This window comes from Streptomyces sp. ICBB 8177 (genome assembly GCF_003144095.1).
GTDB lineage: Bacteria > Actinomycetota > Actinomycetes > Streptomycetales > Streptomycetaceae > Streptantibioticus_D.
This window is the reverse complement of the sequence record NZ_NSKH01000002.1, coordinates 547,835-570,454: the sequence shown is the minus strand read 5'-3', so window position 1 is coordinate 570,454 and position 22,620 is coordinate 547,835. Positions and strand designations below refer to the sequence as shown.

General features: G+C 71.4%; 23 protein-coding genes, 1 pseudogene and 1 riboswitch. Of the genes and pseudogenes, 10 read left to right on the top strand and 14 right to left on the bottom strand.

Annotation, left to right across the window (positions count from 1 at the left end):
• The first annotated feature begins 54 nt into the window (after nucleotides 1-54).
• Complete coding sequence (locus CK485_RS02945) at nucleotides 55-1,683, top strand: LCP family protein (RefSeq protein WP_109446452.1); 1,629 nt, start codon at nucleotides 55-57, stop codon at nucleotides 1,681-1,683.
• 32 nt (nucleotides 1,684-1,715) lie between these two features.
• On the opposite strand, the gene CK485_RS02940 is transcribed toward CK485_RS02945, so the two are convergent.
• Entirely contained in the window at nucleotides 1,716-2,759 is a 1,044-nt protein-coding gene (locus tag CK485_RS02940; protein WP_109446450.1) for a glycosyltransferase family 2 protein, read from the bottom strand.
• A gap of 292 nt (nucleotides 2,760-3,051) precedes the next feature.
• Between CK485_RS02940 and CK485_RS02930 the strand changes: the two genes are divergently transcribed.
• On the top strand, nucleotides 3,052-4,524 hold the full coding sequence (locus CK485_RS02930; protein ID WP_241968079.1) for an LCP family protein: 1,473 nt from the start codon (nucleotides 3,052-3,054) through the stop codon (nucleotides 4,522-4,524).
• A gap of 331 nt (nucleotides 4,525-4,855) precedes the next feature.
• Here CK485_RS02930 and CK485_RS30015 read toward each other — a convergent pair whose 3' ends face one another.
• From CK485_RS30015 to CK485_RS02915, 3 genes are all read right to left on the bottom strand, one after another.
• A complete protein-coding gene (locus CK485_RS30015) occupies nucleotides 4,856-5,275 on the bottom strand; it encodes a hypothetical protein (protein WP_109446448.1) in 420 nt (139 codons plus the stop codon).
• Between the two features lie 177 nt (nucleotides 5,276-5,452).
• Nucleotides 5,453-5,983, bottom strand: a complete 531-nt coding sequence (locus CK485_RS02920; RefSeq protein WP_109446447.1) for an acyl-CoA thioesterase — start codon at nucleotides 5,981-5,983, stop codon at nucleotides 5,453-5,455.
• 10 nt (nucleotides 5,984-5,993) lie between these two features.
• Nucleotides 5,994-6,992, bottom strand: a complete 999-nt coding sequence (locus CK485_RS02915; RefSeq protein ID WP_109446445.1) for an NAD(P)-dependent oxidoreductase — start codon at nucleotides 6,990-6,992, stop codon at nucleotides 5,994-5,996.
• A 455-nt stretch (nucleotides 6,993-7,447) separates the two neighbouring features.
• A riboswitch (cyclic di-AMP (ydaO/yuaA leader) is annotated at nucleotides 7,448-7,619 on the top strand.
• Between the two features lie 7 nt (nucleotides 7,620-7,626).
• On the opposite strand from CK485_RS02915, the pseudogene CK485_RS02910 reads away from it, so the two are divergent.
• Nucleotides 7,627-7,992, top strand: a pseudogene (locus CK485_RS02910) (transglycosylase family protein); the annotation flags it as partial.
• Nucleotides 7,993-8,220: 228 nt separating this feature from the next.
• The gene (locus CK485_RS02905) at nucleotides 8,221-9,165 is read left to right on the top strand and encodes an SDR family NAD(P)-dependent oxidoreductase (RefSeq protein WP_109446441.1); all 945 of its coding nucleotides are present in this window, start codon (nucleotides 8,221-8,223) and stop codon (nucleotides 9,163-9,165) included.
• Between the two features lie 21 nt (nucleotides 9,166-9,186).
• On the opposite strand, the gene CK485_RS02900 is transcribed toward CK485_RS02905, so the two are convergent.
• The 4 genes from CK485_RS02900 to CK485_RS02885 all read right to left on the bottom strand — a co-directional run bounded on the left by CK485_RS02900 (nucleotide 9,187) and on the right by CK485_RS02885 (nucleotide 11,160).
• Nucleotides 9,187-9,762, bottom strand: a complete 576-nt coding sequence (locus CK485_RS02900) for a GNAT family protein (protein WP_109446629.1) — start codon at nucleotides 9,760-9,762, stop codon at nucleotides 9,187-9,189.
• A 138-nt stretch (nucleotides 9,763-9,900) separates the two neighbouring features.
• Nucleotides 9,901-10,143: a DUF397 domain-containing protein gene (locus CK485_RS02895; protein WP_109446439.1), complete on the bottom strand. Its 243-nt coding sequence runs from the start codon at nucleotides 10,141-10,143 to the stop codon at nucleotides 9,901-9,903.
• Nucleotides 10,144-10,171: 28 nt separating this feature from the next.
• Nucleotides 10,172-10,354, bottom strand: a complete 183-nt coding sequence (locus CK485_RS02890) for a DUF397 domain-containing protein (protein WP_109446437.1) — start codon at nucleotides 10,352-10,354, stop codon at nucleotides 10,172-10,174.
• The gene (locus tag CK485_RS02885; RefSeq protein ID WP_158288149.1) at nucleotides 10,351-11,160 is read right to left on the bottom strand and encodes a helix-turn-helix transcriptional regulator; all 810 of its coding nucleotides are present in this window, start codon (nucleotides 11,158-11,160) and stop codon (nucleotides 10,351-10,353) included. The genes CK485_RS02890 and CK485_RS02885 overlap by 4 nt, the downstream gene beginning before the upstream one ends.
• Nucleotides 11,161-11,342: 182 nt before the next feature.
• On the opposite strand from CK485_RS02885, the gene CK485_RS02880 reads away from it, so the two are divergent.
• Entirely contained in the window at nucleotides 11,343-11,720 is a 378-nt protein-coding gene (locus CK485_RS02880; RefSeq protein WP_199239214.1) for an ATP-binding protein, read from the top strand.
• Entirely contained in the window at nucleotides 11,717-12,133 is a 417-nt protein-coding gene (locus CK485_RS02875) for a hypothetical protein (RefSeq protein WP_109446433.1), read from the top strand. The genes CK485_RS02880 and CK485_RS02875 overlap by 4 nt, the downstream gene beginning before the upstream one ends.
• Before the next feature lie 76 nt (nucleotides 12,134-12,209).
• On the opposite strand, the gene CK485_RS02870 is transcribed toward CK485_RS02875, so the two are convergent.
• The gene (locus CK485_RS02870; protein WP_109446431.1) at nucleotides 12,210-12,611 is read right to left on the bottom strand and encodes an ACT domain-containing protein; all 402 of its coding nucleotides are present in this window, start codon (nucleotides 12,609-12,611) and stop codon (nucleotides 12,210-12,212) included.
• Between the two features lie 169 nt (nucleotides 12,612-12,780).
• On the opposite strand from CK485_RS02870, the gene CK485_RS02865 reads away from it, so the two are divergent.
• A complete protein-coding gene (locus tag CK485_RS02865; RefSeq protein WP_109446429.1) occupies nucleotides 12,781-14,064 on the top strand; it encodes an LCP family protein in 1,284 nt (427 codons plus the stop codon).
• Nucleotides 14,065-14,229: 165 nt separating this feature from the next.
• Here CK485_RS02865 and CK485_RS02860 read toward each other — a convergent pair whose 3' ends face one another.
• Together CK485_RS02860 and CK485_RS02855 are read right to left on the bottom strand one after the other, a co-directional pair.
• Entirely contained in the window at nucleotides 14,230-15,474 is a 1,245-nt protein-coding gene (locus tag CK485_RS02860; protein ID WP_109446625.1) for a S53 family peptidase, read from the bottom strand.
• A 327-nt stretch (nucleotides 15,475-15,801) separates the two neighbouring features.
• Nucleotides 15,802-16,980, bottom strand: coding sequence for an acyl-CoA dehydrogenase family protein (locus CK485_RS02855; protein ID WP_109446427.1), 1,179 nt, complete (start codon nucleotides 16,978-16,980; stop codon nucleotides 15,802-15,804).
• 225 nt (nucleotides 16,981-17,205) lie between these two features.
• Here CK485_RS02855 and CK485_RS02850 point away from each other — a divergent pair, with 225 nt between their 5' ends.
• The 3 genes from CK485_RS02850 to CK485_RS02845 all read left to right on the top strand — a co-directional run bounded on the left by CK485_RS02850 (nucleotide 17,206) and on the right by CK485_RS02845 (nucleotide 19,190).
• A complete protein-coding gene (locus CK485_RS02850; protein ID WP_109446425.1) occupies nucleotides 17,206-18,546 on the top strand; it encodes a UDP-glucose/GDP-mannose dehydrogenase family protein in 1,341 nt (446 codons plus the stop codon).
• A gap of 89 nt (nucleotides 18,547-18,635) precedes the next feature.
• Nucleotides 18,636-18,782 carry a hypothetical protein gene (locus CK485_RS28650; RefSeq protein WP_158288148.1) on the top strand — a complete coding sequence of 49 codons (147 nt, stop codon included), beginning with the start codon at nucleotides 18,636-18,638 and terminating at the stop codon, nucleotides 18,780-18,782.
• Nucleotides 18,783-18,806: 24 nt separating this feature from the next.
• Nucleotides 18,807-19,190, top strand: coding sequence for a Uma2 family endonuclease (locus CK485_RS02845; protein WP_109446423.1), 384 nt, complete (start codon nucleotides 18,807-18,809; stop codon nucleotides 19,188-19,190).
• Between the two features lie 70 nt (nucleotides 19,191-19,260).
• Here CK485_RS02845 and CK485_RS02840 read toward each other — a convergent pair whose 3' ends face one another.
• From CK485_RS02840 to CK485_RS02830, 3 genes are read right to left on the bottom strand one after another with little or no spacing between them, the layout of a single operon-like run.
• On the bottom strand, nucleotides 19,261-20,475 hold the full coding sequence (locus CK485_RS02840; protein WP_199239203.1) for a dipeptidase: 1,215 nt from the start codon (nucleotides 20,473-20,475) through the stop codon (nucleotides 19,261-19,263).
• Nucleotides 20,468-20,968: a 5-(carboxyamino)imidazole ribonucleotide mutase gene (purE, locus tag CK485_RS02835; protein ID WP_109446621.1), complete on the bottom strand. Its 501-nt coding sequence runs from the start codon at nucleotides 20,966-20,968 to the stop codon at nucleotides 20,468-20,470. Before purE ends, CK485_RS02840 begins: the two co-directional genes overlap by 8 nt.
• Before the next feature lie 47 nt (nucleotides 20,969-21,015).
• The gene (locus tag CK485_RS02830; RefSeq protein WP_109446421.1) at nucleotides 21,016-22,194 is read right to left on the bottom strand and encodes a 5-(carboxyamino)imidazole ribonucleotide synthase; all 1,179 of its coding nucleotides are present in this window, start codon (nucleotides 22,192-22,194) and stop codon (nucleotides 21,016-21,018) included.
• Nucleotides 22,195-22,620: the final 426 nt, after the last annotated feature.

The following is a 22,620-nucleotide window of genomic DNA, read 5'->3' as shown; positions in this document are numbered from 1 at the left end:
TGCAACCACGAAAGGGGGTTGCTTGTCCTACTGGGTTGACACCCAGGAGGATTGATGCGCGACGGCACCGCAGCAGAGCCGACCCGGCCCCTCGCCGACGACACCGTCCGGGTGCCCGCGCAGCGTTCCAGCGGTGGGCACCGGCGGGGCGGCGACACCGGTGACGGCGGTACCGACGACGTCCGCCGCCGCCGTGGACGCCGGGCCCTGAAGTGGGTGGCGATCGGCACCACGCTCATCGTGCTGGGCACCGGTGGCGCCGCGTACGCGTACTACCAGCACCTCAACGGCAACCTGAAGAAGGCCGACCTCGACCTGGGGGCCAAGCACCTGGCCCCCGCCGTGCCGAACGCCGCCGGCCAGACCCCGCTGAACATCCTGCTCCTCGGCTCCGACAGCCGGAACACCAGCGAGGACGTCGAGCTGGGCGGCGCCACCTACGACATCGGCGGCCCGCCGCACGCCGACGTCGAGATGCTGCTGCACGTCTCGGCTGACCGCAGCAACATGACGGTCATCAGCGTGCCGCGCGACACCCGGGTGGACATCCCCGAGTGCACCGACCCGACGACCGGCAAGAAGTACGCGCCGGCCAACGACATCATCACCGACAGCCTCTCGCACGGCGGTCCCGGCTGCACCGTGGCCACCTGGGAGGAGCTGACCGGCATACCCATCGACCACTTCATGATGGTCGACTTCGCGGGCGTGGTGAAGATGGCAGACGCGGTCGGCGGCGTCCCGGTCTGCGTCGACAACAACGTCTACGACAAGGACTCGGGCCTGAGGCTCACCAAGGGCACCCACGTCATCCAGGGGCAGCAGGCCCTCCAGTGGCTGCGCACCCGGCACGGCTTCGAGGACGGCAGCGACATCGGCCGCACCCACGCGCAGCACATGTACATGAGCGCGATGGTGCGTCAGCTGAAGTCCTCCGCGAAGCTCACCGACCCCGGCGAGCTGATGAACCTCGCCGAGAGCGCGACCCGGGCGCTCACCGTGGACCAGGGCCTTGGCACCGTCAAGAAGCTCTACGACCTGGCCGGGCAGTTGCAGAAGGTGCCGACCGACCGGATCACCATGACCACGATGCCGTGGGCGCCCGACCCGCAGGACCCCGACGCGCACGTGGTGCCGACCTCGGACGCCCAGAAGCTGTTCGCCATGGTCCGCGGCGACATCCCCGTGGACGGCAAGGGCGGCGCCCCCGGCGCCAAGCCGAGCGCGTCCGCCCCGGCCTCGCCGTCGCCCTCCGACACCGCCGCGCCCAAGAGCCGGATCGCGGTGACCGTGCGCAACGGCACCGGGACCATCTCCCTCGCGCCGGTCCCCGGCCGGGCGGGCGCCGTCACCGAGCGGCTGGCCGCCCTCGGCTTCACCCGCGCGGGCACCGACGACACCCTCCAGTCGCAGGCCGACACCACGATCACCTATCCGAGCAACGACCTCCAGGCGGACGCCCAGGCCGTCGCCAGGGCGCTGGGGATCCCGGCGAGCGCGGTGCGCAAGTCCGCCGCCGTCAGCGGCATCACCCTGGTCGTCGGCTCCGACTGGCGTACGGGCGAGTCGTACCCGAAGTCGGCGAGCTCCGATCCCACGAAGCTGCCGGACACCGCCGCCGCCCTCAACGCCGGTACGGACGCCTGCATGAAGGTCAACGTCAGCGGCGGGTACAGCTGGTGACGGGCCGCCACTGACCCCGGCGGCGCGCCCGCTCAGGCGGGCGCGCCCTCGCGGACCGCCGGGCGGCGGCTGGCGATGACCTTGCGGGCCAGCTTCTTCGGGCTGGTCAGGAAGCCCCAGCCCCAGGACATGTGCATCGTGGCCAGCGCCACCGGGATCCGCGCCCGGGCCCCCGCGTCGAGACCCTTGCCCGCGGGCAGCGAGCCCAGCGCGATCGCGGCCGCGTAGCCGCCGGGGACGACCCAGCCGACCGGGTGCACCAGCGCGCCGACGACCGCGCCGGCCGCGATGGCGACGACGGCGGCGGGCGGCGCGAGGTAGCGCAGGTTGATCGATCCCGAGTGGTAGCGGGCGACGACGTGCCGCCAGCGGCCGTAGTCGTGGTACTGCCGGGCGAGCTTGCGCACGCTCGGCCGGGGCCGGTACGAGACCCGCAGTTCGGGCGAGAACCAGATCAGGCCGCCCGCCTCGCGGATGCGGTAGTTCAGCTCCCAGTCCTGGGCGCGGACGAACTCCTCGTTGTAGCCGCCCTGCCGCTCCAGCACCTCGCGCCGGAAGACGCCGAGGTAGACCGTCTCGGTGGGGCCCGCCTCGCCCCCGGTGTGGAAGACCGCGTTGCCCACGCCGATCTTCGAGGTCATCGCGGCGGCAACCGCGCGCTCCCAGGCGTTCTCGCCCTCGGCGTGCATGATGCCGCCGACGTTGGCCGCGCCGGTCTCCTCCAGCAGCCGCACCGCCGTCGCGATGTAGTCGGGCGAGAGCATGCCGTGCCCGTCGACGCGGACGACGACCGGGTGCCGGGAGGCCTTGATCGCGGCGTTCAGACCCGCCGGGGTACGGCCGGTCGGGTTGGGCACGGTGTGCACCCGGGGGTCCTCGGCGACCAGGCCCGCGGCGATCTCGTCGGTGCGGTCGGTGGAGGGCCCGAGGGCGATCACCACCTCCATCTCCCCCGCGTACTCCTGCTGGAGGATGTGGGTCACCGCCTCGCGCAGATGCCGCTCCTCGTTGAGCACCGGCATGATCACGGAGACGGCGGGGAGGGGCTGGCCACTCGTGGCGTTCACGGCGTTCATCGGCGCACAGGCTACCCCCAACGGCTGAGTGCGGGGCCGGTCGGGTGAGGCGGCGCGGGGCAGTCGGCGTGGGGGCGCGGCCCGGTCCCTGTACCGCCCTAGCGTGAACGTCTTATCTGCGTCTTGTATGCCGATTCGTCCGTACGCCGTGCCGCCCCACCCCGGAGGTCCGCCCGTGCCAGGCCGCCCCCCTCACCCCCGCGCCGTCCCCGGCCAGCGACCGGCCCGCCCCGTCCGCGCCTCCCGCGCCGCACGTCCCGCGGCCCGTACCGCACGGCCCACCGCCCGCCCTGTGCCGCAGCGCTCCGGCGGCCGTCACCGCAGGCTGCGCAAGCGCAGGCTGATGCGGATCGCGGGGGCGCTCTCGCTGACCGTGCTGACCACCTCGGGGCTGGCCAACGTGGCGATGGGCAGCGTCGGCGGCGACATCGGCCGGGTCAACGTCTTCCAGGGCCTCGCCCACCGCCCGGCCGCGGGCGCCGGGGAGAACTTCCTGCTGGTCGGCACGGACGGCCGGGACCGCATCAGCGCGCGGGAGAAACAGCAGTACGACCTGGGCGGCGCGCCCTGCCACTGCACGGACACGATCATGCTGGCGCACGTCTCCGCCGACCGCTCCCGGCTGAGCGTGATCAGCATCCCGCGCGACACCTACGTACGGCTGCCGGACGCGGACGGCAGGACCTCCCGGCCGGAGAAGATCAACGCGGCGTACTCGATCGGCGGTCCCGCGCTCACCGTCAGCACGGTGGAGCGGATGACCGGCGTCCACATCGACCACTACCTGGAAGTCGACTTCGTCAGCTTCATGAAGACGGTGGACGCGCTCGGCGGCGTCCCGGTGTGCACCGAACGCCCGCTGCACGACCCGAAGTCGGGCCTGAACCTGCCGGTCGGGACCACGGTCCTCAACGGCGGCCAGGCGTTGCAGTACGTGCGGGCACGGTACGTGGACGGGTCGGCGGACCTGGGCCGGATGCGCCGCCAGCAGCGATTCGTCGCCGAGCTGATCCACAAGGCGACCGCGAGCGGACTGCTGCTCGACCCGGTGAAGCTGGGCTCCACCCTGGGCGACGCCCTGGGCTCGGTACGCGCAGACCCGGGGCTCAAGCCCGCCGACCTGGTGGATCTCGCGGAGGCGATGCGGCACTTCTCGCCCGCGTCGGCGGAGTTCACCTCGGTGCCGGTCGCCAACCTCGACTACCCGGTGCCGGGCATCGGCGCGACGGTCACCTGGGACCAGCCCAAGGCGGACAAGCTCTTCGCCGCTATCCGGGCCGACCACCCGCTGACGGACACCCACGCTTCCCCTGCGCCGTCGCCGTCCGCCTCCTCGCCGGGAACGCCCGCGGCCCCCGCCCCCGCGCCGTCGCCCACCGGCCCGGTGCGGCAGCGGGTGGAGGTCCCGCCGGGCAGCGTGCGCGTCGCGGTGCTGGGCGGTCCCGGCGCGCAGCGGGCGGCCGACCAGCTGCGGGCCACCGGCTTCGTCGTCGACCCGGCACCGCGCGAACGCCTGCGGTCGGTGCCTCGTACGGTCATCGAGTACGACCCGCGCTGGAACCTGTCGGTGCGTTCGCTGGCCACCGCGCTGCCCGGTGCGGTGCTGCGTCCGGTACGGCACCAGGGGCCGGTCTTCCGGGTGCTGCTCGGGCCCGACTTCAAGACGGTGACCCCGGTGGAGGGCGCGCCGCCGCCCCCGCCCGCCGACCCCGCGACCGGCGTGACCGCGCTCAACGGCCAGCAGGAGCTGTGCGACGGGGACTAGGGCCGCGTGACCGGCCTGCGCCAACCGCTCAGGGGCATCGCGGCGGAGGGGTCGCCGGCCCGGCTGGAACGCGAGCCGGACCTGGCGGACCGGGGCTGGACGCTGTACGCGCTGCGTCCGCGCGAGGTGGGGTTCCGGCAGGGGGGCGAAGGACCGCGGACACGTCCGGCTCACCTGCGAACGTGCCGGGGAGGGCTGGACCCGGACCCCGCTGTGGCCGTGAGCCACGTGTCCGTGGCTCACGGCTCCCGGGCGGTCCCGCCGCGCCCACCGGTGCGGACGTGCGAAGGACGGGCCGGTTGGAGCGGCCCGTCCTTCACCGGGGGGCGGGTCAGCCGACCGGCTGCTCGTCCTGCTGCGGGGACATCGGGGCCTGCGGCTTGGCCGGGGTCTGGTGCTTGGCCGGCATCGCGGGCTTGGCGGGCTTGGCGGGCTTCGCCGGCCGGGCGGGCTTGGCCGGGGTCTGGTGGCGGGCCGGCTTGTTCGGGACCTGGTGCTGGGCCGGGGTCTGGTGGCGGGCCGGCTTGGCGGGCTTCGCCGGGACCAGCTGGGTGTCGGTGAGGGCCGGGTTGGCCGTCTCGTCCGCCACCACACACGCCTGGAACAGGCCCTTGTTGCTCAGGGCGAAACCGGGCTTGAAGCCGTTCGGGCAGTTGGCGCTGTGCGGGGTGGCGGCCTGAGCGGTGGCCGGGAGAGCGATGCCCAGACCCACGGCGGCCAGAACGGCGAACGCGGCGGTGGTGCGTTGCATGACTTTCCTCTCGTCGGGGCGCGTAGAACAGACACGCCCGGTCGCCGTTTAGGCATATGTCGAGGAAGGCCCAAGTAATCCGGATTATCAGATTGTTAGCCGGTTTGGCCGAACCGCACCGCCCGCCCGGTCCGCTCAGTCGTCGATACCGTCGCGTCCGGCGTTCACGGCCCCGGCTCAGTCGTCGATGCCCTCGGCGGCTCGCTTGTCCCGCAGTTCCATGATCGCCCGGCGGCGGGCCAGCCGGTGGGTGCGGCGGATCTGCGCCTCCTGGTAGCGCCGCTCGTCGCGCTCGGTCTCCGGCTGGACCCGGGGCACCGCGCGCGGCATGCCGTTCGCGTCCACCGCGACGAAGACCAGGTAGGCGCTGGCCACGTGCTGGGCGACGCCGGACTCGTTCCAGCGCTCGGCCATCACCCGGACGCCGACCTCCATCGAGCTGCGGCCGGTCCAGTTGACCTGCGCCTTCACGTGCAGCAGGTCGCCGACCCTGACCGGTTCGAGGAACGCCATCTCGTCCATCGCCCCGGTCACCGCCGGGCCCTCGGAGTGGCGTCCGGCCACCGCGCCCGCCGCGTCGTCCACCAGCTTCATCACCACGCCGCCGTGCACGGTACCGAGCAGGTTGGTGTCGTGCGCGGACATGATGTGCGACAGCGTGATGCGGGAGGCCGACGTGGGCTTCGGCGGGAGCGGTACCTCGTTCATGTGATCAACCCTAAGCGGCCGACCAGTCCGGTTCGGCCGCCGCCCGGGTGGCGGTGCTCACGTCGGCCCAGTGCGCGGCCAGCGACTCCGCGAAGGTGATCTCCGCCCGCCATCCCAGAGCCTGGGCCGCCGCCCCCGGGTCGACCGCCGACCACAGCCCGCCGGCCGCCGGACCGGGCTGTACGGGGTGCACGGTCAGGTCGGACGGGACGCCGCTCGCCGCGATCAGCCCGTCGACCACCTCGCGCACGGGGACGGGGACGCCGACGCCGATGTTGAACAGGCGGCGTCCGGGGTCCGGGGCGGTGGCCGCGGCGACGATCGCCCGGGCCACGTCGCGTACGTCCACGTAGTCGCGGTGGCCGGTCAGGCCGGTGAACTCCAGGCGGGCGGGCCGCCCGAGCAGCGCCGCCTCGGCCAGCTCGGCCGCGACCCGGCCGGGCAGGCTCTGCACGGGGGCGCCGATGCCGCAGACGTTGGCCAGCCGCAGCACGACCGCGTCGGCGCGGCCGGCGCGCACGGCGTCGGTGACCATCCGGGTGCTGGCCAGCTTGATCCGGCCGTAGTCGGTGTCGGGCGCGGTCGGCGCGTCCTCGGTCAGCGGCACGCCGTAGGCGGGCGGCGCGTACTCCAGCACGGTGCCGAGGTGGACGACGCGGGGCCGCTCGGGGAGCCGGTCGATCGCGCCCATCAGGCGGCGGGTGACCTCGATGAACGAGTGCTCCATGTGCGCGAGGCTGCCGGTCCAGTAGCCGCCCGCCGCGTTCACCACGATCGCGGGGCGCTCGGCGGCCAGCAGACAGGCCAGGCCCGCGGTGTCGAGACCGGCCGCGTCCAGCCGGAAGAGCCGCACGTTACGCGGCAGCGGTCGCAGTTCGCGGGCCACGGCCAGCACGGGGCGCCCCGTCGCCGCGAAGGCGGCACACACCCAGCGGCCGATCCATCCGGTGCCCCCCAGCACCACCACGGGCCCTCGCGCCAGTCCCTCGTCAGGTCCGGCTGGTCTCATCTCGTCCTCCTGGCCCGCGGCTCGGCAGCTTCGCGTCCACCCTGTCGGCCCGTTCTGGAGCCTGGCCGCAGCGGTCGTGGAGGCGGCGGCGCGCGGCGCGGGCCGGAGCGGGCACGCGGGGCGGGGGCGGGGCGGTCCGTCCCCCGCCCGAGCGGGGTCGCGATAGGCCCCGGGACGCCGCCTGTCGCGTGGCCCAGGCCACAATCACCCGCCCGGATCAGGGCGTTCACTGTGATGTACCTCATGGGACATATCGCCCATAAGGGCCTCAGATAGTACCTTTACTCCCCCTTGACCAGCCCGTATGGGTATTTCTACCGCTTACCTACTAATGGCCCCCATAGATACCGACTCTTGCCTCCCGCCGGGAGCGCGTGTTTTGGTCGATCTCGTTCGCAGTTGCGGACCTCGTCGGCCAGGACGCCTAATCCTGCCGCCGGCCGACGGGAACAGTCGACGCGGAAGCGCCGTACGGCAGGAGCGGGGGACCCAAGGTCTTCCGCCGGGACCCGGAACCACCCGGAACCGGGCCCCGGCTAGGGGTGAAGCTGTGCGCCTCACGGCACACGGCCGGGCACTCACCAGCCCGAACCCGACAGCTGACCTCGTAGGCGCCGGTGAGGATCAACTCCCCATGTTCAAGCTCAACCGTGTCTCGAAGTCCGTCCGCATGACCGCTCTCGCCGCCGTCGCGAGCACCGCGATAGCCGTGCCGGTCCTGAGCGCCACCACCGCTTCCGCCGCCTCCCACCCGACCGACGCGCAGTGGACCGCCGTCGCGCAGTGCGAGTCCAGCGGCAACTGGCAGAACCACGACTCCGGCGGCAACGGCCACTACGGCGGCCTGCAGTTCTCCCCGTCCTCCTGGGCGGCCGCCGGCGGCCTGAAGTACGCGCCGCGCGCGGACCAGGCGACCAAGGCGGAGCAGATCGCCGTCGCCAACACCCTGTACGGCATGCAGGGCGCGGGCGCCTGGCAGTGCGCCTCCGCGGGCGGTCTGTGACAGACCCCGTCCCGAACCCGAGCGGCCCGGCACGCCACCGAAAGGTGCGCGTGCCGGGCCGCCGCCCGTTTCAGCGGCACCGGTGCGGTGTGGGCGGGATGTCGGCCGTGCGGCCGGGGTCTCAGCGGTCTGTGGGCGGAATGTCGGTGACCGCTGACACCGTGGGTGCCACAGCCGCCCGGTGAGCAGCCGCGGCCGTCCGCACCAGCGAGGGAGTCCGCCGCCATGTCATCCTCATCCGCCCCCGTCCCGCCCTGGAACGTCCGGCGGCTGCCGCGTGCCGACGGCCGCGTCTTCCTCGTCACCGGAGGCAACGCGGGCATCGGGTACTTCGTGGCGGAGCAGTTGGCGACGACCGGGGCGACCGTCGTCCTCGGCAGCCGCAAGCCCGCGAGGGCCGAGGCCGCCATGGCGTCGATCCGCGCGCGGGTCGCCGACGCGCGGGTGCGGTCCGTACGGCTCGACCTCGCGGAGCTCTCGTCGCTGCGGGCGGTCGCGGAATCGCTGGACGTGGAGCGCCTCGACGCGGTCGTCCACAACGCCGGTGTCGCGCTGGACGACCCGCCACGCCAGGAGACGGGGGACGGTCACGAGTTGATGTTCGGCACGAACCACCTCGGGCACTTCGCGTTGACCCACTGGCTGATGCCGCTGCTGTCGGCCGCTCCGGCTGCCCGGGTCGTGACGATGGGCAGCTTCGCGGCGAAGTCGGAGCGGCTCGACTTCGGCGACCTCCAGTCCCGCGAGGACTACCGGCCCAAACGCGCCTACGGACGCTCGAAGTTGGCACAGATGGCCTTCGGCGTCGAACTCGACCGCCGCCTGCGCGCGGCGGGCAGCACGGTGGTGAGCGTGGTCGTCCATCCCGGCGGCGCGCTCGACTCCCTCACGCCCTCCCGTCCCCCGGTCCACGTGCGGACCACCGGCGCACGGCTGGGCGCGGCGCCCGCGGGCCTCCTCCTCCAGGGCAAGCACGCGGGCGCGTGGCCCGCGGTCCGCGCGGTGCTCGATCCGGCCGTGCGCGGGGGCGAGTTGTGGGGGCCGCGCGTCTTCGGCCTGCGCGGCGAGCCCCGCCGTGAGGCGCTGTGGGACCACCTCGCCGACGCCCCGGCCGCGAAGCGGCTGTGGGACGCGAGCCACGCCCTGACCGGCGTCGATCCGTCACGCTGACCAGGCGCCGAGCGGCGGGACTCAGCGGGCGGTCACCGGCTCGGACGGCTGCCACTCGCGCCTGAGCAGCCCGTAGACCCACGAGTCGGAGACGTCGCCGTTGACAACACAGTCCTCCCGCAACGTCCCCTCGCGCACGAAGCCCAGCTTCTCCAGCACGCGGGCGGAGGCCACGTTGCGGGTGTCGGCCTCGGCCTGGACGCGGTTCAGGTCCAGCGTGTCGAACGCCCATCCCAGCAGGGCGCGTGCCGCTTCGGTCGCGTAGCCCTGGCCCCACGCCGCCTCGCCGAAGCAGTAACCGAGCGACGCGCTGCGGAACTCCGGATTCCAGCTGTTCAGAGTGCACCAGCCGATGAACGCCCCGTCGGAGAGACGGTCCACGGCCAACCGTGTCCCGGTGCCCTCCTGTTCCATCCGCCGGCAGGAGGCGAGGAACTGCTCGGCGCGCGAGCGCTCGGTCCACGGTGGCGAGTCCCAGTACCGCAGGACGTGGGCGTTGCTCTGCAACGCGAAGAGGTCGTCCGCATCCGCGTCCTCGAAGGCGCGCAGCCGAAGACGAGCGGTGTGCAACGAGGGGGTCGGCAGCGGCGCCGTCATGTTCGCTCCCTGGTCGGTGGCCGACCAGTCAGCCATCCGGCGCGGGTGGCTCGCAACGGGGTTTTTCCCGGCGGGCCGGAACCATCGGGGGAGCGGTCCTGGACCGCTCCCCCGATGGTTCCGCGACGGAGGCCGCTCTCAGTCCCGCCGAGCGGCGAACCGCACGAAGGCGGACCATCGCACGGGGTCGAACGTGAGGGCGGGACCGTCGGGGTCTTTGCTGTCGCGGACGTGGACGGCGGAGGGGCAGACGGCGACCTCGACGCACTCGCCGCGTTGGTTGCCGCTGTACTTCGACTTCCGCCATTCCAGGGCGACTTCAACGCACTGGTCGCCGTTGCTGCCGCTGTAGCTGGACTTGCGCCAAACGAGATCGCTCATGGTGCTCCCTCGTCGCCGTAGACGTCGGTCAGTCGTGCTGCGCAGCGAACCGCACGAAGGCGTCCCACTGCCGGGGCTCGAACGTCAACGCGGGCCCGTTGGGGTCCTTGCTGTCGCGGACGTGGATGGCTTCCGGACAGGCCGCAACCTCAACGCAGTTGCCTCCAGCATTGCCGCTGTAGCTGCTCTTGACCCACTTGAGATCGCTCATAGCTCTCCTGCCAGACTTTCGATCAACGCCAGCGAGTCCCTGGTTGTCAGGGCCTGCGCTCGGATGATCCCATAGCGCTGGTGGAGGACGCTGACGTCTTCCGGTTTCGAGACCCACTCACTGCCGCCCTGGTACTCGACGTAGCCGACCATCCGCCGGTCCTCCGTCTCCAGGAGCGTCATCGGGCCCTCTAGCCCGGCGTGTTCCTCGCAGCCATCCGGCATCACCTGGAGCGTCACGTTGTTGCGGCGAGCAGCTTCGGCTACGTGCAGAAGCTGCTTCTTGAATGCCTCGCGGCCTCCGATCGGCCTCCTCAACACGGCGTGCTCGATCACGAATCCGAGGATGGCAGGCGGCTTGCGCGTAAGCAGAGCCTTGCGCTCAAGCCGGGCGGCGACGTACTGGTCCACCTGCTCCGGGCTGTAGGGCGGGCAGTAAGCACTGATCGCCGCCCGCGCGTAAGGCTCGGTCTGCAACGGTCCTGGAATGGCCATGCACTCGTAGTAGCTGACGCTGATCGCCTTCGCTTCGGCGTCAGCGAACTCAGCGAAGAACGCGGGATACCGGGGGAACTCCAAGAACCTCTTCGCGTTCGCGATGATCCCGCCCGCGCACAGCACGCAGTCCGCCGGGTCGAAGAACTTCAACGGCGGGGGACGGCGGCCCTGTTCGATCGACGCGATCGTGTCCAGAGAGTAGCCGACCGCCTTGCCCAGCTCCTCCTGGGTCATGCCCTTCAGACCCCTGAAGTGCTTGACCTGACTGCCGAAGTACCGCAGCATCTGCGCGGTTTCTTCCTTCCCCACCGCGACCCACCTCCCAGCGCATGCCATTGGCAACCGGTACGCGCCGACAGGCAGCCGTACGTCACCGTGCGTACCGGGTCAGACACTGGTCACGGTAACGCGCCGTGAGGTTACTTGAGTACATGAACGCCGAAGTTCCCCCGATCGACGCTCCCGTCCAACTGAGCACCTCACACTGCCGGTTGTCCCTGGCCGCCGCCCCGCACGCCCTTGCCGTCGTCCGCCGGATCGTCCGCGCGCAGTTGCGGGCGTGGGAGGTCGAGGACCTCGCACGCCCGGCCGCGATGGGCGTGACGGAACTCCTCAGCAACGTCCACAAACATGCGAACTCGCCGGAATGCGTGCTGACGCTGCGTAGGATCGCGGGTGGGGTCCGGGTTTCGGTGAGCGACAAGGAGCCGGAGCTGCCGGTCGTGCGCGAGCCGGACTTCCTCTCGGAGAGTGGGCGGGGGATGTTTCTGCTGAGCAAGACGGCGCACGCCTGGGGTGCGATTCCCGCGGCGGACGGGGCGCCGGGCAAAGAGGTGTGGTTCGTGCTGAAGTCCGAGGTGGACGGGTGACGCCGGAGGACATCCACGCGCTGGCCACGTGGTCGTGGCTGGAGAGGACCGCGATCGGGCAGGTCGCGTTCCTGCTGGCGGCGCATCCGGAGGGCGCGTGCGAGGCGAGGGACTTCGCGGACGCGCTGGGGCTGGCGGAGCCGTCGCGCAGCATCCCGTACATCGGGGAGCGGGTGACGCTGGACGCGCGGGGTGCGCGGCTGCGGGTGGACGGCTGGTCGCACGACGTGCGGCTGACCGTCGGCGACCAGTGGGCGCGCTTCGTGGCGGACGGCGGGCCGGTGGCGGTCCTGGTCGGCCTCGACCCGCTCCCCCGCTGCGCCCAGCCGGAGGAGATCGCCGCGTACCTGCTCAAGTGCGACATGCGGATGGGCACGACGGCGATACGGGGCAGCGACGCGCGGGAAAGGTGAGCCGACGACGCCCCGATGGGGCGAACTCCCCACGTAATTGGGCTCGTTGGCGCCTTCGATCTGACCCGCCGCCGTCTCAGGCGGAGCGCCGCGCGAGATCCTCCAGCAGGGCGACCGCCTGAGCGGCTCGCTCGTACGGCACGAACAGGTGGTCGTGATGGAATCCCGCAACGACGTTGCAGCTCAGGCCCGCGTCGGCGAGTTCCCGTGCCACGGCGGCGGTGAGCCCGACCGCGTACAGTGCCGAGTGGATGCGCAGCGTGATCCAGCCCGCCACGTATGTGTATTCCAGCCCCGCCGCGTCCGCCTCCCGCTGGGGTACGACCAGCGTCAGCCCCTCGCGTTCGGCGACGACGACCACAGGGGTCACGCCCCCCGGTACGACACCGTCATCGACCGTGCTGAAGACGTAACAGCCCGCGTTCAGCTCGGGACGCATCCCGGCCAGCAGTTCCCGCAGATCGCTCCCACCGGACACGTTCCGCACCTTAGTCGCCTGCCCAGCGCCTACCCCACCCGCCACACCACCCCCTCCCGTGGCACACACCACCCGATGATCATGAAAGTCGTGTGACCAATCCATCAGCTCTGCTACAGAACCGTCTCCGGCTCCCTGGCGCCCAGGTTCAGCGGGCACACTGCTGAGCATGAACGGATGGCCCGAGGGTTGGACCGACGACGGCGAGCAGGACGGCGCTCGCGTGATGCCGCACGTACAGCGACGTGACGGACACGTACAGCATCAGCAGTACGGCCCGCCGCCGCAGGCGCGAGGTGCCTACGGTTCGCACGCCGAGCCGCCGCTGCCCCCGGAGCTGTCCCCGCGCAGGGGCGGCGGCTCCGGGGGACGGGTGCCACGGCAGCCGGACGGGGGCGGCGGCGCGGGCCGCGTCTACCGGGCCGGGGGCGGCGGCGCCGGGCGCCCGAAGAACTGGCGCAAGCGCATCACGTACGGCGTGCTCACGCTGGTCGTCGTGCTGATCGCGGCGAGCGTCGGCACGTATTTCTGGGCGGACGGCAAGCTGTCGCGCACGGTGGACCTGAGCGCGGTACCGAACCAGCCGGCGACCGGCAAGGGCACCAACTACCTGATCGTCGGCTCGGACAGCCGCGAGGGCATGAGCAAGCAGGAGGAGGAGCAGCTGCACACCGGTGCCGCCGACGGCGGGCGCACGGACTCGATGATGATCCTGCACACCGGCAGCAACGGCGACACCCTGATGAGCCTGCCGCGTGACTCCTACGTCACGATCCCGGCGTTCACCGGCGCCTCCGGCAAGAAGTACCCGGCGACCACGCACAAGCTCAACACCTCGTACTCCTGGGGCGGCCCGGCCCTGCTGATCCAGACCGTCGAGTACAACACCGGCATCCACATCGACCACTACGCGGAGATCGGCTTCACCGGCTTCGTCAACCTGGTCAACGCGCTCGGCGGCGTCAACATGTGCCTCGACAAGCCGATCGTGGACAAGGACTCGGGCGCCGACTTCAAGGCCGGCTGCCAGAAGTTCAACGGCGCGCAGTCGCTGGAGTTCGTGCGCGAGCGGCACGCGGAGGCCGACGAGGACCTGGGCCGCATGCGCAACCAGCAGAAGTTCCTCTCGACCCTGGCCCACCAGGCCGCGTCCCCCTCGACCGTGCTCAACCCGTTCAAGCTCTACCCGGTGCTCGGCGCGGGCCTGGAGACGCTCAACGTCGACAAGGGCATGAGCCTGTTCGACCTGGGCGAGATGTTCTTCGACATGAAGGACGTCTCCAGCGGCAAGGGCAAGTCCATCACCGTCCCGATCGGCAACGCGAACCTCCAGACCCCCAGCGACGGCGACGCGGTGCAGTGGGACATGACGAAGGCCAAGCAGCTGTTCAGCCAGATCCAGAACGACGAACCGGTGACGGCGGGCGCCACGGCGTCCGGCTCGGCGGGCTGACCCGCACCGCGTCCGGTGACACACGCGTACGGCGTGAGCCTCCCGTGAGGGGATGGCTCACGCCGTACGTCGTGTCGTGACCGGGGGTCAGCCGGCCGGTGCGCGGTGCCGGGCCGGGCGTGGGCCGGGCACCGCCGTGGTGGCCCTCGGCCTCACCGCGAGGTGTCAGCCGGTGAAGGCGGTCAGGCCGTTCGGGGTGCCGAGGCCCGTCGGGCCGTCGTAGCCGGTCTCCGCGGTGCACAGGTACGCCGGCGAGCACGACGCGGTCTTGCCGCTGGTCACGTCGTTGAGCGACGAGGTGTGCGCGTACGGGAAGGAGGCCGGGGTCGAGCCGGAGGACGGGGCGCCGGCGTCCGCGTAGACGGCGGCGATGATCGGCGAGGCGACCGAGGTGCCGCCGTAGACCGACCATCCCGAGGCGCCGTAGGTCTGGTAGACCGCGACACCGGTGGCCGGGTCGGCGACCGCCGAGACGTCGGCGACGGTGCGCTTGGAGCAGCCGGTGTCCTTCTGCCAGGTCGGCTTGGCGTCGTCCTTGGAGCAGCCGGAGCCCGCGCCCTCGCTGGACGAGGTCGACCACACGCTCTCGCTCCAGCCACGGGAGTTGGAGGCCTTCGCCAGCGAGGTGCCGCCGACCGCGGTGACGTACTTGGAGGCGGCCGGGTACTCCACGCCGTAGCCGTCGTCACCGGAGGAGGCGGTGATGGCGACGCCGGGGTGGTTGTAGTACTCGCTGTCGTAGGTGGAGTCCGAGGAGGACTCGGAACCGCCGTAGCTGTTGGAGACGAACTTCGCGCCCAGCTTCACGGCCTCGTTGACGGCGGTGCCGAGGTTGGCGGTGGTCGCCGACTTGGCCTCGACCAGGATGATGTGGGCGTTCGGGGCGATCGCCGAGACCATGTCGAGGTCGAGGGAGATCTCACCGGCCCAGCCGCTGTCCGCGCTCGGCAGGCTGGTGGTGCTGCCGGTCTGGCTGACCTTCTCGAAGCAGCCGTTGGACGTGGTGCAGGCGGGCAGGCCGTACTGGCTGCGGTAAGTCGCCAGGTCCGAGGCGGCGTTGGGGTCGTCGTAGGCGTCGACGATCGCGACGGTCTGGCCGGAGCCGCCGTTCGCGGGCAGGTTGTAGGCGCTGCGCAGGTCGCTCGGGCCGTAGCCGGACGGGGTGGCGTCCGGGCTGACGCCGTCTGCGCTGACGTGCTCCTTGACGCTGGTGACGCGCAGGGCGTTGCAGGCCATGACGCCCGCTCTGCTGGGGGCGGCGCAGGACCGGGTCCACGACGGGCCCGCGTGCGTCGCGGCGGCGGCTCCGGCGGGCGCGGCGGCGGCCAGGCCGGACACGGCGAGAGCGGCGGACGCGACCACGGACCAGGCGATGCGGCGCGAGGGCGTGGCGAGGGGGGACGCCGATATGGGGGTGCGCAACGTACTGCCTCCTGAGGCTGGATGAACCGGGAGTTACAGAACTGCGGTGCGGGTGCGTCGCGGCGCGGCGGAAGGTGCAGGGACACCGTCTCGCGACTGCCACCACAGGCAGTGGTGGCTGGCTGGAAAACTACTGTTGATGTTCATGCGTCAACAAGGAGTGAACGGCAAAGGAAGAACCAAGAAACCCGGGCCAACGTTGTCACCAACACCGCTGACGAGCCGCTTCACACAGCGACCTGCTCGCGGGGACACAGAGACGGCCCCCGGCGCGGTGCGCCGGGGGCCGTCGAAAACGGTCGAACTGCCGGAGAACTAGGGCAGGTTACGCGCCATCACGATGCGCTGGACCTGGTTCGTGCCCTCGTAGATCTGGGTGATCTTCGCGTCGCGCATCATGCGCTCAAGCGGGTAGTCACGGGTGTAGCCGTAGCCGCCGAGGAGCTGGACCGCGTCGGTGGTGATCTCCATCGCGGCGTCGGAGGCGAAGCACTTGGCGGCGGCGCCGAAGAACGTGAGGTCCTCGGCGCGGCCGTCCGCGCCCAGCGAGACCCGCTCGGAGCGGGCCGCGGCGGAGTACGTCAGCTGGCGGGCCGCCTCCAGCTTCATCGCCATGTCGGCCAGCATGAACTGCACGCCCTGGAAGTCGCCGATCGGCTTGCCGAACTGCTTGCGCTCCTGGACGTAGCCCTTGGCGTAGTCCAGCGCGCCCTGCGCGATGCCGAGCGCCTGGGCGGCGATGGTGATGCGGGTGTGGTCGAGGGTCTTCATCGCGGTGGCGAAGCCGGTGCCCTCGGCGCCGATCATGCGGTCGGCGGGGATGCGCACGTTGTCGAGGTAGACCTCGCGGGTCGGCGAGCCCTTGATACCGAGCTTCCTCTCCGGGGCGCCGAACGACACGCCCTCGTCGGACTTCTCGACCACGAACGCGCTGATGCCCTTGGAGCGCTTCTCCGGGTCGGTCACGGCCATCACCGTGTAGTACTCGGAGACGCCCGCGTTGGTGATCCAGCGCTTGACGCCGTTGAGGACGTAGGAGTCGCCGTCGCGCACCGCGCGGGTCTTCATGCCCGCGGCGTCCGAACCGGCGTCCGGCTCCGACAGGCAGTACGAGAACATCGCGTCGCCCTTGGCGAGCGGGCCCAGGTACTTCTTCTTCAGCTCCTCCGAGCCGGACAGGACCACCGGCAGCGAGCCCAGCTTGTTGACGGCCGGGATCAGGGAGGAGGACGCGCAGACGCGGGCCACCTCCTCGATGACGATCACGGTGGCGAGCGCGTCGGCGCCGGCGCCGCCGTAGGACTCGGGGACGTGGACGGCCTGGAGGTCGGCGGCGACCAGCGCGTCGAGGGCCTCCTGCGGGAAGCGGCCCTGCTCGTCCACCTCGGCGGCGAACGGCGCGATCTTCGCCTCGGCGAGAGAGCGCACCGTCTCACGGAGCATGTCGTGCTCCTCGGAGGGCCGGTAGAGGTCGAAATCAGTCGAACCCGCCAAGGTCTCTCACTCCCAAGCTCTGCTAACTACCGTTAAGTAACCTAATTCTACGGCCGCCGCCCTGAGCCGCGATACGTGAGTTTGCCGACAGCGCCCCGGGTTTCAGGGGCCCAGGCGCGCCCCGGTCGCCGCCCAGGCGCGCCCCGGCGTGCTCGGCACCCCTCATTCACCCCGACTATGCTCGGCTGACGCATTCGACGGCGCACTGCGAAGGGCGAGAACTCCGTGACGCTGAAGCTCACCGTGATCGGCACCGGCTACCTCGGCGCGACGCACGCCGCCGCGATGGCGGAGCTGGGCTTCGAGGTGCTGGGTCTGGACGTCGACCCCGCCAAGATCGAGACGCTGCGGGCCGGACGGGTGCCGATGTACGAGCCCGGGCTCGACGAGCTGCTGGCCCGGCACGTCGAGGGCATCGAGGGCTCGACCGGGCGGCTGCGCTTCACCACCTCCTGGCAGGAGGTGGCCGGCTTCGGCGACGTGCACTTCGTCTGCGTCAACACCCCCCAGAAGCACGGCGAGTATGCCTGCGACATGAGCTACGTCGACAGCGCGATCGACACGCTGGCGCCGCTGCTGACCCGCCCCGCGCTGGTCGTCGGCAAGTCCACCGTCCCGGTCGGCTCCGCGGCCCGGCTCGCGGCGCGCGTCGCCGAACTGGCCCCGGCCGGGGACGCGGTCGAGCTGGCGTGGAACCCGGAGTTCCTGCGCGAGGGCTTCGCCGTGGAGGACACCCTGCGCCCGGACCGCATCGTGGTGGGCGTGCGCGGCGGTACGGCGGAGAAGGTGCTGCGCGAGGTCTACGCCAAGCCGGTGGGCGACGGCACGCCGTTCGTCGTCGCCGACTACGCCACCGCCGAACTGGTGAAGAACGCGGCGAACTCCTTCCTGTCCACCAAGATCTCGTTCATCAACGCGATGGCCGAGGTCTGCGAGGCGGCCGGCGGCGACGTGGTGAAGCTCGCCGAGGCGATCGGCCACGACGACCGCATCGGCCGCAAGTTCCTGCGCGCCGGGATCGGCTTCGGCGGCGGCTGCCTGCCCAAGGACATCCGCGCCTTCATGGCCCGCGCGGGCGAGCTGGGCGCGGACCAGGCGCTGACCTTCCTGCGCGAGGTCGACTCGATCAACATGCGCCGCAGGTCGCACATGGTCGAGCTGACCCGGGAGGCGTGCGGCGGCGCGTTCCTCGGCAAGCGGGTCGCGGTGCTGGGCGCGACGTTCAAGCCCGACTCCGACGACGTACGCGACTCGCCCGCGCTGAACGTCGCGGGCCAGATACACCTCCAGGGCGCGCAGGTCACCGTCTTCGACCCGAAGGGCATGGAGAACGCGGCCAGGCTCTTCCCGACGCTGGCCTACGCCCCCACCGCGCTGGACGCGGTCCGCGGCGCGCACGCGGTGCTGCACCTGACGGAGTGGAAGCAGTTCCGCGAACTCGATCCCGCTCAGCTGGCGCGGGTGGCCGCGGAGCGGGTCGTCCTGGACGGCCGCAACACGCTGGACCCGGAACGGTGGCGCGAGGCGGGCTGGACGTTCAGGGCGATGGGCAGGCCGAACGCGTAGGGTTGAGGCGACAGCTGAACGATTCGGCACTCCTTACCATCGGCTAGCCTGATTACACGCAGAGCGACCACAGCTCCGAGGAGGGCGGTGTGCCCATCGAGCTCGAACGCGTACACAGCTCTCTGGAGCTTTTCGAAGCCCCGGAGGGCATGAAGGCCGAGATCGTTCATGGGGAGATCATCTCGTCGCCGTTGCGCGCCTTTCACCTCAAGACGATCGTCCAGCTGTGCATGTAGCTCGCTCCGCAGCTTCCCAGCGACATCGACTACACGGGCGACACCATCACGCCCTTCCCGCGCGAGGATTCCGAATTGTGCCCGGACATCGTGCTCCTGGACAAAAAGGCATGCGCGAAGAACCTCGCGGTCTACCCCGTCGAGGGCATTCACGCCGCCTTCGAGGTCGTCTCGCCCACCACGCGTGAACGCGACTACGGGCTCAAGGTCGGCGCCTACGCGCGGGCGGGCATTCCGCTCTACGTGATCGCCGACCCTTACGACGCCCGGCTCGTCGTGCACCACAGGCCGATCGACGGGCAGTACGCGTACCGGCAGATGGTGCCGTACGGGGAGAAGGCGGACGTCCCGGGGGACCTGCCCTTCACGATCGACACGTCGACGCTTCCGGTGGACGGGGAGCGGTAGGACGACGGGCCCCGCCCACCCGTTGGGGAAGGTCCGTATGACGGCAAATGGGTGGGCGGGGGAAAAGGACTTACGCGTCCAGGGACGAAAGCGTCGCGTTGGAGGGCCCCCGCGAGGAACGAATCCCCGCAGCAGCGTCCTCCGCGTCCCGAAGAACCCGTACCGCGTTGCGCCACGTCAGCTTCGCCAGGTCCGCGTCCGACCAGCCGCGGCCCAGCAGTTCCGCGATCAGGTTCGGATAGCCCGAGACGTCGTCCAGCCCGGCCGGGGTGAACGCCGTGCCGTCGAAGTCGCCGCCGATGCCGACGTGGTCGATCCCGGCGACCTCGCGCATGTGGTCGAGGTGGTCGGCGACCGTCGCGGCGGTCGCGACCGGCCGGGGCCTGGCCCGTTCGAACTCCCGCTGCACCGCCATCCCCGCCGCCGTGGTGTCCAGCGGGTGCAGGCCGTGCTCCCGCATGTTCTCGTCCGCCGCCTTCGTCCACTCGATGGCGGCGGGCAGGATGAACTTCGGCACGAACGTCGCCATCGCCACGCCGCCGTTGCCCGGCAGCCTCTCCAGCACGTCGTCCGGGACGTTGCGCGGGTGGTCGCAGACGGCCCGCGAGGAGGAGTGCGAGAAGAGCACCGGCGCCTCGGTGACCCGCAGCGCGTCGCGCATGGTGTCGGCGGAGACGTGGCTGAGGTCCACCAGCATGCCCAGCCGGTTCATCTCGCGCACGACCTCCTCGCCGAAGCGCGTCAGCCCGTTCGCCTTCGGCTCGTCGGTCGCGGAGTCCGCCCACGGGGTGTTGTCGTTGTGCGTGAGCGTCATGTAGCGCACGCCGAGCGCGTGGAAGGCGCGCAGCGTGGCGAGCGAGCAGTTGATGGAGTGCCCGCCCTCGGCGCCCATCAGGGAGGCGATCCGCCCCTCGGCCCGCGCGGTCTCCATGTCGTCCGCGGTCAGCGCGAGACGCAGGTCTTCCGGGTACCGCTCGGTCAACTGCCGTACGACGTCGATCTGTTCGAGGGTCGCGCTGACCGCGTCGTCCCCGGCGAGGTCGGTGCGCACGTACACCGACCAGAACTGCGCGCCGAGCCCGCCCGCCCGCATCCTGGGGATGTCGGTGTGCAGCGACGCGCTCTGGTCGCGGCCCACGTCCAGCTTGTCGAGGTCGTAGCGCACCTGCTCGCGCAGTGCCCACGGCAGGTCGTTGTGCCCGTCCACCACCGGGTGCGCGGCTAGCAGCTCACGCGCCCGCGCCACCCGCTCGTCCCACGTCGCCGACGCCGTCGTCTCAGCCACCGAACCCGAACCCCTCTCCCGCGCCGCCCGTCCTGGCGCGCAGCCGCCGCCCCTTCTCGGTGGCCTGCGCGTTGAGGTCCTCCTGGAAGTGCCGCATGCGCGTGGCGAGTTCGGGATCGTAGGCGCCGAGCATCCGCACCGCGAGCAGTCCCGCGTTGCGCGCCCCGGCGACCGAGACGGTGGCGACCGGCACCCCGGCCGGCATCTGCACGATGGACAGCAGCGAGTCCATCCCGTCGAGGTACTTCAGCGGCACCGGCACCCCGATGACCGGCAGCGTGGTGACCGAGGCGAGCATGCCGGGCAGGTGGGCCGCCCCGCCCGCGCCCGCGATGACCGCCTTCAGCCCGCGCCCGGCGGCCTGCTCGCCGTACGCGATCATCTCGCGCGGCATGCGGTGCGCCGAGACGACGTCGACCTCGTAGGGGACCTCGAACTCCTCCAGCGCCTTCGCGGCGGCCTCCATGACCGGCCAGTCGGAGTCGGAGCCCATGACGATGCCGACGAGCGGCGCGGACCGCCCGTCGCGGTGTGCTTCGGTCACTCTTGGATCGTCCCTCGCAGGTAGTCGGCGGCGTGCCGGGCCCGCTCGCGCACGTCGGCCAGGTCGTCGCCGTAGGTGTTGACGTGTCCGACCTTACGGCCCGGCTTCACGTCCTTCCCGTACATGTGGATGCGCAGGGCGGGGTCGCGCGCCATGCAGTGCAGGTACGCGAAGTACATGTCGGTGTAGTCGCCGCCCAGGACGTTGGACATCACCGTCCAGCGGGCGCGCGGGCGCGGGTCGCCGAGCGGCAGGTCGAGCACGGCGCGCAGGTGGTTCTCGAACTGCGAGGTGGCGGCGCCGTCCTGGGTCCAGTGACCGCTGTTGTGCGGGCGCATCGCCAGTTCGTTGACCAGCACCCGGCCGTCGGCGGTCTCGAACAGCTCGACGGCGAGATGGCCGACGACGTCGAGTTCCTTGGCGATGGTGAGCGCCAGCTGCTGGGCGTGCGCGGCGAGTTCGTCCGACAGCTCCGGAGCGGGCGCGATCACCGTGTCGCACACGCCGTCCACCTGGACCGACTCCACCACCGGGTAGGCGACGGCCTGGCCGTGCGGGGAGCGCACGACGTTGGCGGCCAGTTCCCGGACGAAGTCGACCTTCTCCTCGGCCAGCACGGGCACACCCGCCCGGAACGGCTCGGCGGCGCCCTCGACGTCACGCACCACCCACACGCCCTTGCCGTCGTACCCGCCGCGCACGGTCTTGAGGACGACGGGGAACCCGCCACCACTCTCGACGGAGGCGCTCCGCGCCGCAGGGCCGATTCCCTCCGCCGCGAAAGCGGCCACGTCCTGCGGGTCCTTCACGATGCGGTGCCGCGGGCAGGGCACCCCGATCGCCGTCAGCCGCTCGCGCATGACGCCCTTGTCCTGGGCGTGCACGAGCGCGTCGGGCCCCGGCCGTACGACCACGCCCTCGGCCTGGAGCGCGCGCAGGTGCTCGGTGGGGACGTGCTCGTGGTCGAAGGTGACCACGTCGCAGCCGCGGGCGAAGGCGCGCAGCGTCTCCAGGTCGCGGTAGTCGCCGACCACGACGTCCCCGACGACCTGGGCCGCGGAGTCCTGCGGACCGTCGCTGAGCAGTTTGAAACGGACGCCGAGCGGGATGCCCGCTTCGTGCGTCATACGGGCGAGCTGGCCGCCCCCGACCATGCCGACTACGGGGAATGTCACCCTGCAAGGGTATCGGCCGATCGACACCCCACCCGGATGATCTTCGTATGAAAATACGACAACGAGCGACGTTGATTGTCGGAAGCCACAGAAGTCACGGAAACGCCCACAGGAATGTAAGCGGAATTTAAGGTTGGGGCGCAGAACCGCGTCCGGGGCGCGATCGTCCTATGTGGTGGAGGGGACTGCCGTCCCCTCCCGGCGCGTGTTCCGGCCGGTTCGCCACCCTTCGGCAGGCGGCCGTTCAGCACCGACCGTTAGCATGAGGACCGGGGATGCGGTCGAACAGCCCGCAGTGGGCAGGCGGGACATGAGCGCCGAGTCGTCGGCGGAGCGATCGGATGCCACCGGTCGCCCACCGGTCGACGGATCGACCGGTCGGCACCGAACCGATCAGACATCGAGCCGATCGCACTCGATCGGACA

What these genes read in the sequence shown, in the direction of transcription:
- CK485_RS02945 (WP_109446452.1), top strand. Translation starts at nt 55, where the DNA reads ATGCGCGACGGCACCGCAGCAGAGCCGACCCGGCCCCTCGCCGACGAC.
- CK485_RS02940 (WP_109446450.1), bottom strand. Translation starts at nt 2,759, where the DNA reads ATGAACGCCGTGAACGCCACGAGTGGCCAGCCCCTCCCCGCCGTCTCC.
- CK485_RS30015 (WP_109446448.1), bottom strand. Translation starts at nt 5,275, where the DNA reads ATGCAACGCACCACCGCCGCGTTCGCCGTTCTGGCCGCCGTGGGTCTG.
- CK485_RS02920 (WP_109446447.1), bottom strand. Translation starts at nt 5,983, where the DNA reads ATGAACGAGGTACCGCTCCCGCCGAAGCCCACGTCGGCCTCCCGCATC.
- CK485_RS02915 (WP_109446445.1), bottom strand. Translation starts at nt 6,992, where the DNA reads ATGAGACCAGCCGGACCTGACGAGGGACTGGCGCGAGGGCCCGTGGTG.
- CK485_RS02905 (WP_109446441.1), top strand. Translation starts at nt 8,221, where the DNA reads ATGTCATCCTCATCCGCCCCCGTCCCGCCCTGGAACGTCCGGCGGCTG.
- CK485_RS02900 (WP_109446629.1), bottom strand. Translation starts at nt 9,762, where the DNA reads ATGACGGCGCCGCTGCCGACCCCCTCGTTGCACACCGCTCGTCTTCGG.
- CK485_RS02895 (WP_109446439.1), bottom strand. Translation starts at nt 10,143, where the DNA reads ATGAGCGATCTCGTTTGGCGCAAGTCCAGCTACAGCGGCAGCAACGGC.
- CK485_RS02890 (WP_109446437.1), bottom strand. Translation starts at nt 10,354, where the DNA reads ATGAGCGATCTCAAGTGGGTCAAGAGCAGCTACAGCGGCAATGCTGGA.
- CK485_RS02865 (WP_109446429.1), top strand. Translation starts at nt 12,781, where the DNA reads ATGAACGGATGGCCCGAGGGTTGGACCGACGACGGCGAGCAGGACGGC.
- purE (WP_109446621.1), bottom strand. Translation starts at nt 20,968, where the DNA reads ATGGGCTCCGACTCCGACTGGCCGGTCATGGAGGCCGCCGCGAAGGCG.